Below are 13,544 nucleotides of genomic sequence, written 5' to 3'. Positions count from 1 at the left end.
GCTTTGATCACTTCCAGCAGTTTCGAGCACGCTCCGGAATCGGCGTGACATTCCCACGCTTCCAGCTCGGGGGCTTCTCGCCGGAACACCCACGCACTTGCACGTTTCTCTCCGCCGTATCTCTATCGGCGGACCACCGCCCCGGCACGGTCCACACCTAGGACTGCTGTCGGACAGCACAACCGGTCGCCGAGCCAGACAGGCCGACGTCCGCTCCAGGGAAGGACCCTTCGTGAGCGACACCACCGATCTGATGGGCGCTGCCGACACCTCTGTCGACGCCAGTGCCCCCGCCGCGGGCGCCGCTACCAAGCGCCGCCGCACCGGCACCGGCCTTGACGGCATGGTTCTGGCCGAGCTTCAGCAGGTCGCGTCGGGCCTCGGTATCAGGGGCACCGCGCGGATGCGCAAGAGCCAGCTGATCGAGGTCATCAAGGAGGCGCAGGCGGGAGGCAGTGCCCCCAAGGCCGCGTCCTCCGCGGCGGCGGGCGCCGCCGACACCGCCGAGGCCAAGCCGAAGCGCCGTGCCACCAGCAAGGCCCGTACGGGTGAGGCCGCCGCCGAGGCGCCCGCCGAGAAGCCCGCCGCGGCGCAGGCCCAGATCGAGATCCCGGGCCAGCCCGCAGGGGCCCCCTCCCGCGCGAGCGAAGCCGAGCGCGGGGGAGAGGACGCCCCGGCCGGCGAGCGACGCCGCCGCCGGGCCACGGCCCCCTCCGGCAGCCCGGAGTCCGCGACCGCCTCCGCCGTACAGGTCGAGCAGAAGACCGACGCCCCCGCGGCCGAGGCCTCCACCACGGCCGCTCCGCAGACCGACGCCAAGGCGGAAGCGGCCACCGCCGTCTCCGCGCAGGACGGCGAGGGCCGCGGCCGGCGCGAGCGCCGGGACCGCGGCAGCGACCGCGGTGACCGTGCCGAGCGCCAGCGCGACCGCCGCGACCGCGGTGCCAAGGCCGACGACCAGGGCCAGGGTGCCCAGGGTCAGGGCGGCCAGGGCGGCCAGGGTCAGGGTGCGCAGGGCGGTCGTCAGGACCGTGCCGAGCGCGCCGACCGCCAGCAGCAGGGCGGCCGCGGCCAGGGCCAGGGGCAGGGCCAGAACCAGGGCCAGGGCCAGCAGCGTCAGGACCGTCAGGACAACGGCCCGCAGGACGACTTCGACGGTGAGGACGGCCGTCGCGGCCGGCGCGGCCGCTACCGCGACCGCCGTGGCCGTCGCGGCCGTGACGAGTTCGCCCCGAGCGAGCCGCAGGTCGCCGACGACGACGTCCTGATCCCCGTCGCGGGCATCCTCGACATCCTCGACAACTACGCGTTCATCCGGACCTCGGGCTACCTGCCCGGCCCCAACGACGTGTACGTCTCCCTCGCGCAGGTCCGCAAGGCCGGGCTCCGCAAGGGCGACCACACCACCGGTGCCGTGCGCCAGCCCAAGGACGGCGAGCGCCGCGAGAAGTTCAACGCCCTCGTGCGGCTGGACTCGGTGAACGGCATGGCGCCCGAATCCGGTCGCGGACGCCCGGAGTTCCAGAAGCTGACCCCGCTGTACCCCCAGGACCGGCTCCGTCTGGAGACCGACCCGGGCGTGCTGACGACCCGCATCATCGACCTCGTGTCGCCGATCGGAAAGGGTCAGCGAGGCCTGATCGTGGCCCCGCCGAAGACCGGCAAGACCATGGTCATGCAGGCGATCGCCAACGCGATCACCGTCAACAACCCCGAGTGCCACCTGATGGTCGTCCTGGTCGACGAGCGTCCGGAAGAGGTCACCGACATGCAGCGGTCGGTCAAGGGCGAGGTCATCTCCTCGACCTTCGACCGCCCGGCCGAGGACCACACCACCGTCGCCGAGCTGGCCATCGAGCGCGCCAAGCGCCTCGTCGAGCTGGGTCACGACGTGGTCGTCCTGCTGGACTCCATCACCCGTCTGGGCCGCGCGTACAACCTCGCGGCGCCCGCCTCCGGCCGCATCCTGTCCGGTGGTGTCGACTCGACCGCGCTGTACCCGCCGAAGCGCTTCTTCGGTGCCGCGCGCAACATCGAGGACGGCGGCTCGCTGACCATCCTGGCCACCGCGCTGGTCGACACCGGCTCGCGCATGGACGAGGTGATCTTCGAGGAGTTCAAGGGCACCGGCAACATGGAGCTCAAGCTCGACCGCAAGCTCGCCGACAAGCGCATCTTCCCGGCGGTCGACGTCGACCCGTCGGGCACCCGCAAGGAGGAGATCCTCCTCAACGCGGAGGAGCTCGCCATCGTCTGGAAGCTGCGCCGGGTGCTGCACGCGCTCGACTCGCAGCAGGCGATCGAGCTGCTGCTCGACAAGATGAAGCAGACGAAGTCGAACGCCGAGTTCCTGATGCAGATCGCGAAGACGACCCCGTCGGGCAAGAACGACGACTGATTCCGCCCGGCTCAGGCCGGAGGAGTCCGTCCGCGTCACCACAGCCGCCCCCGCCGCTCCCGCGGCGGGGGCGGCTGTGCGTCGTGCCGTCCGCATTGCGACCTTCGCCACATCGTGCATCCGGTCGAACCCTCGGCTTCCGGGCCGGGTTCCCGGGTAAAAGCCCAGGTGGACGTGGCAGGGCACGCCGTACGAGTCCAGAGGCGCCCCGCTCGGCGCGGGTCGGGACGACCCTGCGGCCATGGAACCCTGGGCGGCGTTCGCCCGTCTGTGTCAACAGGACCGCAGTCCGGAAGCGGGCCGCAGGGGACCGGTGACCGGACGTGAGGACTGAGGAGAGCATGAGCCAGGACAGCACGGGACGCGGACGGCGCGGCGCGGGCCGCCGCCGCAAACCGCCGAAGCGCCGCAGGGCCCTGGCCATCGCCGCGTGGACCGCCGCGGCCGTGGTGCTGCTGGGGGGCGCGGGCCTCGGCTACTTCTACTTCAAGTTCAACGGCAACCTGAAGACCGTCGACATCGACGCGGCCCTGGGCAAGGACCGCCCGCAGGACGTCGACAACGGCTCGATGGACATCCTCGTGCTCGGCTCGGACTCCCGCGACGGCGCCAATGGCGAGTACGGCAAGGACGAGGCGGGCTCCGCCCGCTCCGACACCGCGATGATCGTCCACCTGTACGAGGGCCACGAGAAGGCCAGCGTCATATCGATACCCCGCGACACCATGGCACCCCGCCCCGCCTGCGCCACGGCCAACGGCAAGACCGACCCCGGCGGCCAGCGCAGGCAGTTCAACGAGGCGTACACCATCGGCGGGGCCGCCTGTGCGGTCAAGACGGTCGAGACGATGTCCGGCATCCGCATGGACCACTACCTCGAGGTCGACTTCACCGGCTTCAAGAAGATCATCGACGACCTGGGCGGCGTCGAGGTGACCACCACCAAGCCCATCAAGGACGGCGCGAGCCACCTCGACCTCCCGGCCGGCACGAACAAGCTCGACGGTGAGCAGGCCCTCGGCCTCGTCCGTACCCGCAAGAGCGTCGGCGACGGCGGCGACCTGGGCCGAATACAGCTCCAGCAGGCCTTCATCAAGGCCCTGATCAAGCAGGTCAAGGGCATCGGGCTGTTCGACAACCCCAAGAAGCTGCTCGACCTCGCCGACTCCGGGACCAAGGCGATCACCACGGACAAGGCGCTCGGCGACGTGAAGTCGCTCATGGCCTTCGCGCAGGGCCTCCAGGGCATCGACGCCCAGGACATGCAGATGATCACTCTGCCGGTCACCCCGGACCCGCGCGACGACGACCGCGTCGTCCCGCTCGCCAAGGAGTCCAAGCTGGTCTGGGACGCCCTGCTGGCCGACCGGCCGATCCCCGCCGAGGCCACCGAGAAGTCGATGGGAGACAAGGGCTCCGCCGGCCAGATCGTGCGGTAGAGCGCCCGTGCGCACGGGTTCCGCCCGGTGCGGGCGGCGGCCGCGGCCGGCTCCGGCGGGGGTCCGCGCAGCGCGCGGAATAGATGCCGGACCCTCCCCGTTGAACCAGGCGTCCTCAGAATTTTGACAGGCAGCCCGGTCCTGGCAGACTGGTCTGTCGGCCCCGGTTCACGCAGCGCGCAATTCGGCTCCTGCGACCCGGCGCCCTCCCGATCTAGGAGACACCTTGAAGAGCGAGATCCACCCCCAGTACGTCGAGACCCAGGTCAGCTGCACCTGTGGCGCCGCGTTCACCACCCGTAGCACCCTGACCGAAGGCTCCATCCGAGCCGAGGTCTGCTCCGAGTGCCACCCGTTCTACACGGGCAAGCAGAAGATCCTCGACACCGGTGGCCGCGTGGCCCGCTTCGAGGCCCGCTTCGGCAAGGGTGCGGCCCAGAAGTAGCGCGACCCAGGCGCCGGTCTCCGGCCGCCCCCTGTCCACGCGGGGGCGGCCGGACCGGCGCCTTTGTCGTCGTTCCAGGCCCGTCAGAGCCACCCCGCAGTCCCTTCGTACTTTCACCACAGGAGTCCCCCGATGTTCGAGGCGGTCGAGGAACTGATCGGCGAGCACGCCGATCTTGAGAAGAAGCTCGCCGACCCTTCGGTGCACTCGGATCAGGCCAACGCGCGCAAGCTGAACAAGCGCTACGCGGAACTGACCCCGATCGTCGCGACCTTCCGGGCGTGGAAGCAGGCGGCCGAGGACATCGAGACGGCCAAGGAGTTCGCGGCCGTCGACCCCGACTTCGCGGCCGAGGCCAAGGAACTGGCCGTGCAGCGCGAGGCGCTCACCGAGAAGCTGCGCCTGCTGCTGGTCCCGCGCGACCCCAGCGACGACAAGGACGTGCTCCTCGAGGTCAAGGCGGGCGCGGGCGGCGACGAGTCGGCCCTGTTCGCCGGCGACCTGCTGCGCATGTACCTGCGCTACGCCGAGCGCGTCGGCTGGAAGACCGAGATCATCGACGCCACCGAGTCCGAGCTCGGCGGCTACAAAGACGTCCAGGTCTCCGTCCGCACCAAGGGCGGCAACGGCGCCACCGAGCCCGGCCAGGGCGTGTGGGCCCGCCTGAAGTACGAGGGCGGCGTGCACCGCGTCCAGCGCGTTCCGGCCACCGAGTCCCAGGGCCGCATCCACACCTCCGCCGCCGGCGTCCTCGTCACCCCGGAGGCCGAGGAGGTCGAGGTCGAGGTCAACATGAGCGACCTGCGCATCGACGTGTACCGCTCCTCCGGCCCCGGCGGCCAGTCCGTCAACACCACCGACTCGGCCGTGCGCATCACGCACCTGCCCACCGGTGTGGTCGCCTCCTGCCAGAACGAGAAGAGCCAGCTCCAGAACAAGGAGCAGGCCATGCGCATCCTGCGCTCGCGGCTGCTGGCCGCCGCCCAGGAGGCAGCCGAGCAGGAGGCCTCCGACGTGCGCCGCAGCCAGGTGCGCAGCGTCGACCGCTCCGAGAAGATCCGTACGTACAACTATCCGGAAAACCGGATCTCGGACCACCGGACCGGTTTCAAGGCGTACAACTTGGACCAGGTGCTCGACGGCGACCTCGACCCGGTCATCCAGGCCTGCGTCGACACCGACTCGGCCGCGAAGCTCGCGGCCGCGCACTGAGCCAGGACGCGGGCCGGACCCCGTACCACCGCCCCCGCACCACCCCCCGTACGACAGCAGCCCGGAGGACCAGCGTGAACTTGCTGCTTGCCGAGGTGGCCCAGGCCACCCAGCGGCTGGCCGCCGCCGGCGTGCCCTCACCGCGCTTCGACGCGGAGGAGCTCGCGGCCTTCGTGCACGGCGTCAAGCGGGGGGAACTGCACCACGTCAAGGACGCGGACTTCGACGCCCGCTACTGGGAGACCGTCGCCCGCCGCGAGGCGCGCGAGCCGCTCCAGCACATCACCGGCCGCGCCTTCTTCCGGTACCTGGAGCTCCAGGTCGGGCCCGGGGTCTTCGTGCCCCGGCCCGAGACCGAGTCGGTCGTCGACTGGGCCATACAGGCCGTCCGGGCGATGGACGTCGTCGAGCCGCTGATCGTCGACCTGTGCACGGGCTCCGGCGCCATCGCGCTGGCCATGGCGCAGGAGGTGCCGCGCTCGCGCGTGCACGCCGTCGAGCTGTCCGAGGACGCGCTGCGGTGGACCCGTAAGAACGCCGAGGACTCCCGGGTCACCGTCCACCAGGGGGACGCGCTGAGCGCCCTGCCCGAGCTGGATGGCCAGGTCGACCTCGTCATCTCCAATCCGCCGTACATCCCGCTGACCGAGTGGGAGTACGTCGCCCCCGAGGCCCGCGACCACGACCCCGAGATGGCGCTGTTCTCCGGCGAGGACGGCCTCGACACCATCCGCGGCATCGAGCGCACCGCGCACCGCCTGCTGCGGCCCGGCGGCATCGTCGTCGTCGAGCACGCCGACACCCAGGGCGGCCAGGTGCCGTGGATCTTCGCCGAGGAGCGGGGCTGGGCCGACGCGGCCGACCACCCGGACCTCAACAACCGCCCGCGCTTCGCGACCGCCCGCAAGGCCATGCCGTGATCCGGGCCGCCTTCCCCAGTGACACCGCCACCACCCCCCTGCTGCACGAGGAGTCCCGCTGATGGCCCGGCGATACGACTGCAACGACGCGACGGACCGCAAGACGGGCCTGCGCGAAGCCGCATCCGCCGTGCGCCGCGGCGAGCTCGTCGTGCTGCCCACCGACACCCTGTACGGGATCGGCGCGGACGCCTTCAGCCCCGAGGCCGTCCACGAGCTGCTCGCCGCCAAGGGCCGCGGCCGCAGCATGCCCACCCCGGTGCTCATCGGCTCCCCGAACACCCTGCACGGCCTCGTCACGGACTTCTCCGAGCAGGCCTGGGAGCTCGTCGACGCCTTCTGGCCGGGCGCGCTGACGCTGGTCGCCAAGCACCAGCCCTCGCTGGCGTGGGACCTGGGCGACACCCAGGGCACCGTGGCCGTACGGATGCCGCTGCACCCCGTCGCGATCGAGCTGCTCACCGAGGTCGGCCCGATGGCCGTGTCCTCGGCGAACCTCACCGGGCACCCGGCGCCGGAGGACTGCGACGCCGCCCGCGAGATGCTCGGGGACTCGGTGTCCGTGTACCTCGACGGCGGCCCGACCCCCGGCATCCAGCCGTCCTCGATCGTCGACGTCACCGGCAAGGTCCCGGTGCTCCTGCGGGAAGGCGCCCTGACCGCCGACCAGCTGCGGGAGGTCGTACCCGACCTCGAGGTGGCCCCGTGAGCCCTGAGGGGCGTGGCATAGCGGGGGAACACCTCCGGGCGAGCCCCCTCGGATGGAATCCGGGGGAGGTGACCGGAGGGAACACCTTCCGCATCCTCCACGTCAGCACCGGGAACGTGTGCCGCTCGCCCATCACCGAGCGGCTGACGCGGCACGCCCTCTCGCACCGCCTCGGGGGGATCGTCACCGGGGACCTGATCGTGGAGAGCGCCGGCACGTGGGGACACGAGGGGGCCCCCATGGAGGCGAACGCGGCCGCGGTCCTCGCCGACTTCGGCGCCGACGCCTCCGGCTTCACCGGGCGGGAGCTGCTGGACGAGCACGTCATACGCGCCGACCTGGTGCTGACCGCCACCCGCGACCACCGGGCGCAGGTCATCTCGATGGGCCACTCGGCGGGGCTGCGCACCTTCACGCTGAAGGAGTTCACCCGTCTGGTCCGGGCGATAGATCCGGCCACCCTGCCGCCGCTGGACGACGGGATGGTGGAACGGGCCCGGGCGCTCGTCCGCGCGGCCGCGGCGCTGCGCGGCTGGCTGCTGGCGCCGACGCCCGACGCGGACGAGGTGTACGACCCGTACGGGGCGCCGATCACCTTCTTCCGCTCGATCGGCGACGAGATCAACCAGGCGCTGGACCCGGTCGTCACGGCCCTGACGGGCGTGACGGCTTCGCGCTGAAGGGCTGACCGCTTCGGCCTGACCGTGGCCTGACCGGCCTGACCGGCCTGACCGCTTCGCGCTGACGGGCGTGACGGCTCCCCCTTCGACGGGCGAGGCCGTGTCCCGCCGACGGTGACGGCCCGCGCGCCGGGGGCGGCTCGAGCGGCGGGAAACCGGTGGCGGGAATATCGTGGCCGTACCCGGTCCACCCAGCGCGCGGGAGTCCTGCCATGACCGTCATCACCGAGCAGTCGGCAGAGCTCCTGCGCCGGCAGGACCCGCAGCTGGCCGACATCCTCGACGGAGAGCGCCTGCGCCAAGCCACCACCCTCCAGCTGAGCGCCGCCGAGAACTTCACCTCCGCCGCCGTGCTCGCCGCACTCGGGTCGCCGCTCGCCAACAAGTACGCCGAGGGCTATCCCGGCGCCCGCCACCACGGCGGCTGCGAGTACGCCGACCTGGCCGAGCGGGCCGCCGTGGAGCGGGCGAGGGCGCTGTTCGGGGCCGAGCACGCCAACGTGCAGGCGCACTCCGGCTCCTCCGCCGTCCTGGCCGCCTACGCCGCGCTGCTGCGGCCCGGGGACACGGTCCTGGCCATGGGGCTCCCGTACGGGGGGCACCTCACGCACGGGTCGCCCGCCAACTTCTCCGGCCGCTGGTTCGACTTCGTCGGGTACGGGGTCGACGCCGCGACCGGCCTCATCGACTACGGGCAGGTACAGCGGCTGGCCCGCGAACACCGGCCGAAGGCCATTGTCTGCGGGTCGATCTGCTACCCCCGCCACCCCGAGTACTCCGCCTTCCGGGAGATCGCCGACGAGGTCGGGGCCTTCCTGATCGCCGACGCCGCCCATCCGATCGGGCTGGTGGCCGGCGGGGCCGCCCCCAGCCCCGTCCCGTACGCCGACGTGGTGTGCGCGACCACGCACAAGGTGCTGCGCGGGCCGCGCGGCGGCATGCTCCTGTGCGGGGCCGAGTTCGCCGAGCGCATCGACCGGGCGGTGTTCCCCTTCACGCAGGGCGGCGCCCAGATGCACACCATCGCCGCCAAAGCGGTCGCCTTCGGGGAGGCGGCGGGACCGGGCTTCGCCACGTACGCCCACCGGGTCGTCGCCAACGCCCGGTCGCTGGCCGAGGCGCTCGGGGAGCACGGGCTGGCGATCACCACCGGCGGGACCGACACGCACCTGCTCTCCGCCGACCCGGCGCCGCTGGGCCTCGACGGCCCGGCCGCCCGCGCCCGGCTCGCGGCCGCCGGGATCGTGCTCGACACCTGCGCGCTGCCGTACGGGGAGCAGCGCGGGGTACGGCTCGGGACGGCGGCGGTGACCACCCAGGGGATGGGGGAGGCGGAGATGGTCCGGATCGCGGCGCTGTTTGCCGCCGCACTGCGCGGGGAAGCCGCGCGAACGCGTACCGAGGTCAACGAGCTGGCGTCGGCATTTCCCCCGTACGGGGAGTAATCCTGACAAGAGGGGTGTAGCGCAACCGGGATACCGCCCCCTCGCGTCCTCGGCACTGGTGACATCGCAGCTAATGTGTGGGGCTGAGATGGCCGGCGATACATCTGGGGCAGCCCGTGCGTGAATATCTGCTGACGCTTTGCGTCACGGTCGCGGTGACCTACCTGCTGACCGGGCCCGTGCGGAAGTTCGCGATCGCGGCCGGGGCCATGCCGGAGATCCGTGCCCGCGACGTGCACCGGGAGCCCACACCGCGGCTCGGCGGCATCGCCATGTTCGGCGGACTGTGCGCGGGGCTGCTGGTCGCGGACCACCTGCGCAACCTCAACGGCGTCTTCGAGCTGTCGAACGAACCGCGGGCGCTGCTCTCCGGGGCGGCCCTGATCTGGCTGATCGGCGTACTCGACGACAAGTTCGAGATCGACGCCCTGATCAAGCTCGGCGCGCAGATGATCGCCGCGGGCGTGATGGTCATCCAGGGCCTGACCATCCTGTGGATCCCGGTCCCGGGCATCGGCACGGTCTCCCTCACCCAGTGGCAGGGCAACCTGCTCACCGTGGCCCTCGTCGTGATCACCATCAACGCGGTGAACTTCGTGGACGGCCTCGACGGCCTCGCCGCCGGCATGGTGTGCATCGCGGCGGCGGCCTTCTTCCTCTACTCCTACCGCCTCTGGTTCGGCTACGGCATCGAGCAGGCCGCTCCCGCGACGCTCTTCGCCGCGATCCTGATGGGCATGTGCCTCGGCTTCCTGCCGCACAACATGCATCCGGCGCGCATCTTCATGGGCGACTCCGGATCGATGCTCATCGGCCTGGTGCTCGCCGCCTCCGCGATCTCGATCACCGGCCAGGTCGACCCCGACGCGATGGCCCTCTTCGCAGGCGGTGAGCGCAACGCCACCCGCGCGATGCTGCCGGTCTTCATCCCGCTGCTGCTGCCGCTGACGATCATCGCGATCCCGATGGCGGACCTGCTCCTCGCCATCGTGCGGCGTACGTGGAAGGGGCAGTCCCCGTTCGCTGCGGACCGGGGGCACCTGCACCACCGGCTGCTGGAACTCGGACACTCGCACAGCCGTGCCGTCCTGATCATGTACTTCTGGTCGGGACTGATCGCCTTCGGCGCGGTCGCGTACTCGGTGAACTCCGGCTCGATGTGGATCGTGCTGGCCATCGCCGCGCTGAGCGCGCTCGGCCTGCTCCTGCTCCTCCTGCCGCGCTTCACCCCGCGTGCCCCGCGGTGGGCGGAGGGTCTGGTCCCGCCGCGCTACCGGCACGCGGGACGGCTCGCGGAGGCCGCGGCCGAAGCGGCCGCGCGGGACGCCACGGGCCGGGAGCCCGAACCCGTCAGGCCGATCGCGGCGGGCGTCTCCGGCGTCAACGGGGCGACCGCCGTGGGCCCCCGTTCGCGCTTCCCCGACCGGCGCAAGGCCGACTCCACTCGGTGAAAAATCCGGCAATTGCCACTTCTTGCCGAATGAGGCAAGCTGCTGCGGGCTTGTTCGCGAGTGTGGCCCAGATCACTTGCTGGGCGCGAAGTGTGAGCGATCGTGCGCATGCCGTCCCGTGGAGGTGGTGGAGTAGAGGAGGCTGCGGTTCCTTCCTGTACAGATGTGAGCCTGTAAGTACCCAGTCGGCCAAAGGGTGCGCTGGTGTCACAGATGTCCGAATGCCCTGTGGAGTCCGATAGGCGCGAGACCTAGCGTTGCAGTTACACGGGTCGCCGCTCAGCGCAGTTGCGGCGACAGGCTGGTTCGTTGATTCCTGGGGAGTCGCACATGCGTAAATCGATAACATCTGGCTTAGTCGCTGCTGCCGCGCTCGGGTCCCTGAGCGTTTTCAGCCCGACCGCCATGGCTGCGGCCGACGCGGCCGAGGTTTTGCCGACCCCTACGGCCGCAGCGTCGTGCGTTCAGGTTGTCAGGTGGTACAGCAACTGGCCCGACAAGCTTGTCGAGGTCAAGAACACCTGCGGTTCCACGGCCTGCTTCAGTGTCACCGTGGCGGCCAACCGGGACCCGGAGTTCTCCATCGGTGCAAACCGTCAGCAGTCCTTCCGTTACGGCGGAGCGCTGTGGACGTCCGGAACGGGCATCAAGAACATAGGCTGCTGAGCTGAGCGAAGCTTCAACGGCGTGGGCCCCTGTCGAGGCAGGGGCCCACGCCTGTGTGCGGTCAAGGTCGCGAAGTAGGTCAGCCCCGATCGGGCTCGTCCTCGACGACCGCGTTTTATACTCTAAAGCCGCATTAGCAGACATGTTGGCAATCGGTCTTGCATACACGCGCAGGGTCACTCTCATGTGTGACAGTGGGCACACCCTGCGGGTAAAGCTCTCATCAAATACTTTGTGATACCGTTCACTAAACCCGGCGACAGAGCCGAAGGACCGTAGTGCGACGGTCCATTGGCCCGAGGTCTTCACTCGAACCGGGCTCACGCTCGTCCCGTACGAGTCCCTTGCCCCCCATCATCACGCGGAGCAAACCGCCATGCGGTCAGATGACACCCGACTTCTCCTTCAAGCCGTCGTGCCCACGGCTGTCGCCGGCGCTGTTGCCGCCGGTATCAGTGCGTTGGTCGCCGGGGGCAAGGGCGCTGTCGGAGCCGTCGTCGCGACGCTGGTCGTGATCCTGTTCATGGGCATCGGATTCGTCGTTCTCCAACGCACTGCGAAATCGTTGCCGCACCTGTTCCAGGCCATGGGGCTCATGCTCTACACGGCCCAGATCCTGCTGCTCTTCGTCTTCGTCGCCACGTTCAAGAACACGACGCTGTTCAATCCCAAGGCCTTCGCCCTCACGCTCGTCGTCACCACCCTGGTGTGGATCGCGGCACAGGCGCGTGCTCATATGAAGGCCAAGATCCTCTACGTCGAACCGGACTCGATGAAGGGCGAAAAGCCCGACAATTCCGGACCGAAGACGTGAGGGGTAGGGGTGGCATAAGCGCGTGGTCGGGATCCTGCTATCGTCCAGTGCCATCTGCGGCACTGCGGGCGCGGGCATCTGAGCTGACGCCTGTTCCATCGCGAGGCTCACTGCCTGAACGTCGCCCCCACATCCGTAACACCAGTCCAGTGCCGAACAGCGGCTGTGCGCCGCGCCGACACAACGAGGTTGCCGTACCTATGCGCCACGCTGAAGGAGCCCGCGGTGAGTGCTGACCCGACGACGGTGCTCGCCTTCGAGACCGACTGCCACATCTTCGACGGTTGTGGATTCCCGGCTCCCGGCCTGCACTCGTTCCTGTTCGAGCCGATCTTCGGCGACGCGGACAGCAACATCTACTTCAACAAGACGATGCTGCTGGCCCTGCTCGGCACGGTCGTCATCGTCGGCTTCTTCTGGCTGGCCTTCCGCAAGCCGAAGGTCGTCCCGGGCAAGCTCCAGATGGTTGCCGAGGCCGGCTACGACTTCGTGCGCCGCGGCATCGTGTACGAGACGCTGGGCAAGAAGGAGGGCGAGAAGTACGTCCCCCTGATGGTCACGCTGTTCTTCTTCGTCTGGATCATGAACCTCTGGTCCATCGTTCCGATGGCCCAGTTCCCGGTCACTGCGATCATCTCGTACCCCGCCGCCCTGGCGGCGATCGTGTACGTGATCTGGATGAGCGTGACGTTCAAGCGTCACGGCTTCGTCGGCGGCTTCAAGAACCTGACGGGCTACGACAAGTCGCTCGGCCCGGTCCTGCCGATGGTCATGGTCATCGAGTTCTTCTCGAACGTCCTGGTCCGCCCCTTCACCCACGCGGTCCGACTGTTCGCGAACATGTTTGCCGGTCACACCTTGCTGCTGCTCTTCACGATCGCCAGCTGGTACCTGTTGAACGGCATCGGGATCGCCTACGCCGGCGTCTCGTTCGTCATGGTCCTGGTGATGACCGCGTTCGAGCTCTTCATCCAGGCCGTCCAGGCGTACGTCTTCGTGCTCCTGGCCTGCAGCTTCATTCAGGGCGCGCTCGCAGAGCACCACTGATCCTCGCTCCCTGAGTCCCTTATTCGTCCGGTGGCCAACCCCCACCGGTCCGTGAAAGAGAAGGAAGAACTGGCATGTCCCAGACCCTTGCTGCCGTCACCGGCTCCCTCGGCTCCATCGGTTACGGCCTCGCTGCCATCGGCCCCGGCGTCGGCGTCGGCATCATCTTCGGTAACGGCACCCAGGCTCTCGCCCGTCAGCCCGAGGCGGCCGGTCTGATCCGCGCCAACCAGATCCTCGGCTTCGCCTTCTGTGAGGCGCTCGCGCTGATCGGCCTGGTCATGCCGTTCGTCTACGGCAAGTGATCTTCGGATTCAC

General features: G+C 69.9%; 13 protein-coding genes. All 13 read left to right on the top strand.

All coding sequences use genetic code 11. The features are described from left to right. Positions 1 to 232 precede the first annotated feature (232 nt). The 13 genes from rho (at position 233) to atpE (ending at position 13,531) form a co-directional block, all read left to right on the top strand. The gene (gene rho, locus OTB16_RS01860; protein WP_267717833.1) at positions 233 to 2,398 is read left to right on the top strand and encodes a transcription termination factor Rho; all 2,166 of its coding nucleotides are present in this window, start codon (positions 233 to 235) and stop codon (positions 2,396 to 2,398) included. 341 nt (positions 2,399 to 2,739) lie between these two features. Further along, on the top strand, positions 2,740 to 3,837 hold the full coding sequence (locus OTB16_RS01855) for an LCP family protein (RefSeq protein WP_267717832.1): 1,098 nt from the start codon (positions 2,740 to 2,742) through the stop codon (positions 3,835 to 3,837). 226 nt (positions 3,838 to 4,063) lie between these two features. Further along, the gene (rpmE, locus tag OTB16_RS01850) at positions 4,064 to 4,282 is read left to right on the top strand and encodes a 50S ribosomal protein L31 (protein WP_267717831.1); all 219 of its coding nucleotides are present in this window, start codon (positions 4,064 to 4,066) and stop codon (positions 4,280 to 4,282) included. Positions 4,283 to 4,414: 132 nt separating this feature from the next. Beyond that, positions 4,415 to 5,494 carry a peptide chain release factor 1 gene (gene prfA, locus OTB16_RS01845; RefSeq protein ID WP_267717830.1) on the top strand — a complete coding sequence of 360 codons (1,080 nt, stop codon included), beginning with the start codon at positions 4,415 to 4,417 and terminating at the stop codon, positions 5,492 to 5,494. A gap of 74 nt (positions 5,495 to 5,568) precedes the next feature. Beyond that, on the top strand, positions 5,569 to 6,414 hold the full coding sequence (gene prmC / locus OTB16_RS01840; protein ID WP_267717829.1) for a peptide chain release factor N(5)-glutamine methyltransferase: 846 nt from the start codon (positions 5,569 to 5,571) through the stop codon (positions 6,412 to 6,414). Positions 6,415 to 6,475: 61 nt separating this feature from the next. Further along, positions 6,476 to 7,123 (top strand): L-threonylcarbamoyladenylate synthase, encoded by a 648-nt coding sequence (locus OTB16_RS01835; protein WP_267717828.1) that lies wholly within the window; start codon positions 6,476 to 6,478, stop codon positions 7,121 to 7,123. After that, positions 7,120 to 7,803, top strand: coding sequence for an arsenate reductase/protein-tyrosine-phosphatase family protein (locus tag OTB16_RS01830; protein ID WP_383900173.1), 684 nt, complete (start codon positions 7,120 to 7,122; stop codon positions 7,801 to 7,803). The genes OTB16_RS01835 and OTB16_RS01830 overlap by 4 nt, the downstream gene beginning before the upstream one ends. 212 nt (positions 7,804 to 8,015) lie before the next feature. Beyond that, the gene (locus tag OTB16_RS01825; protein ID WP_267717826.1) at positions 8,016 to 9,248 is read left to right on the top strand and encodes a serine hydroxymethyltransferase; all 1,233 of its coding nucleotides are present in this window, start codon (positions 8,016 to 8,018) and stop codon (positions 9,246 to 9,248) included. 104 nt (positions 9,249 to 9,352) lie between these two features. Next, complete coding sequence (locus OTB16_RS01820; RefSeq protein ID WP_267718372.1) at positions 9,353 to 10,699, top strand: MraY family glycosyltransferase; 1,347 nt, start codon at positions 9,353 to 9,355, stop codon at positions 10,697 to 10,699. A 330-nt stretch (positions 10,700 to 11,029) separates the two neighbouring features. Then, the gene (locus tag OTB16_RS01815) at positions 11,030 to 11,365 is read left to right on the top strand and encodes a hypothetical protein (protein ID WP_267717825.1); all 336 of its coding nucleotides are present in this window, start codon (positions 11,030 to 11,032) and stop codon (positions 11,363 to 11,365) included. A 376-nt stretch (positions 11,366 to 11,741) separates the two neighbouring features. Further along, complete coding sequence (locus tag OTB16_RS01810) at positions 11,742 to 12,179, top strand: Cg1360 family ATP-synthase-associated protein (protein WP_267717824.1); 438 nt, start codon at positions 11,742 to 11,744, stop codon at positions 12,177 to 12,179. Positions 12,180 to 12,389: 210 nt separating this feature from the next. After that, positions 12,390 to 13,226, top strand: coding sequence for a F0F1 ATP synthase subunit A (gene atpB / locus OTB16_RS01805; protein ID WP_267718371.1), 837 nt, complete (start codon positions 12,390 to 12,392; stop codon positions 13,224 to 13,226). Between the two features lie 74 nt (positions 13,227 to 13,300). Beyond that, positions 13,301 to 13,531: an ATP synthase F0 subunit C gene (gene atpE / locus OTB16_RS01800; protein WP_030784624.1), complete on the top strand. Its 231-nt coding sequence runs from the start codon at positions 13,301 to 13,303 to the stop codon at positions 13,529 to 13,531. Positions 13,532 to 13,544 lie beyond the last annotated feature (13 nt).

The organism is Streptomyces antarcticus, assembly GCF_026627255.1.
GTDB lineage: Bacteria > Actinomycetota > Actinomycetes > Streptomycetales > Streptomycetaceae > Streptomyces > Streptomyces antarcticus.
Note: the sequence above shows the minus strand (reverse complement) of the source record. Positions and strands in the feature narration are given on the sequence as shown.

Coding starts and splice junctions, on each gene's coding strand:
- OTB16_RS01815 (WP_267717825.1), top strand. CDS start 11,030: ATGCGTAAATCGATAACATCTGGCTTAGTCGCTGCTGCCGCGCTCGGG.
- prfA (WP_267717830.1), top strand. CDS start 4,415: ATGTTCGAGGCGGTCGAGGAACTGATCGGCGAGCACGCCGATCTTGAG.
- OTB16_RS01810 (WP_267717824.1), top strand. CDS start 11,742: ATGCGGTCAGATGACACCCGACTTCTCCTTCAAGCCGTCGTGCCCACG.
- atpE (WP_030784624.1), top strand. CDS start 13,301: ATGTCCCAGACCCTTGCTGCCGTCACCGGCTCCCTCGGCTCCATCGGT.
- OTB16_RS01855 (WP_267717832.1), top strand. CDS start 2,740: ATGAGCCAGGACAGCACGGGACGCGGACGGCGCGGCGCGGGCCGCCGC.
- OTB16_RS01825 (WP_267717826.1), top strand. CDS start 8,016: ATGACCGTCATCACCGAGCAGTCGGCAGAGCTCCTGCGCCGGCAGGAC.
- OTB16_RS01835 (WP_267717828.1), top strand. CDS start 6,476: ATGGCCCGGCGATACGACTGCAACGACGCGACGGACCGCAAGACGGGC.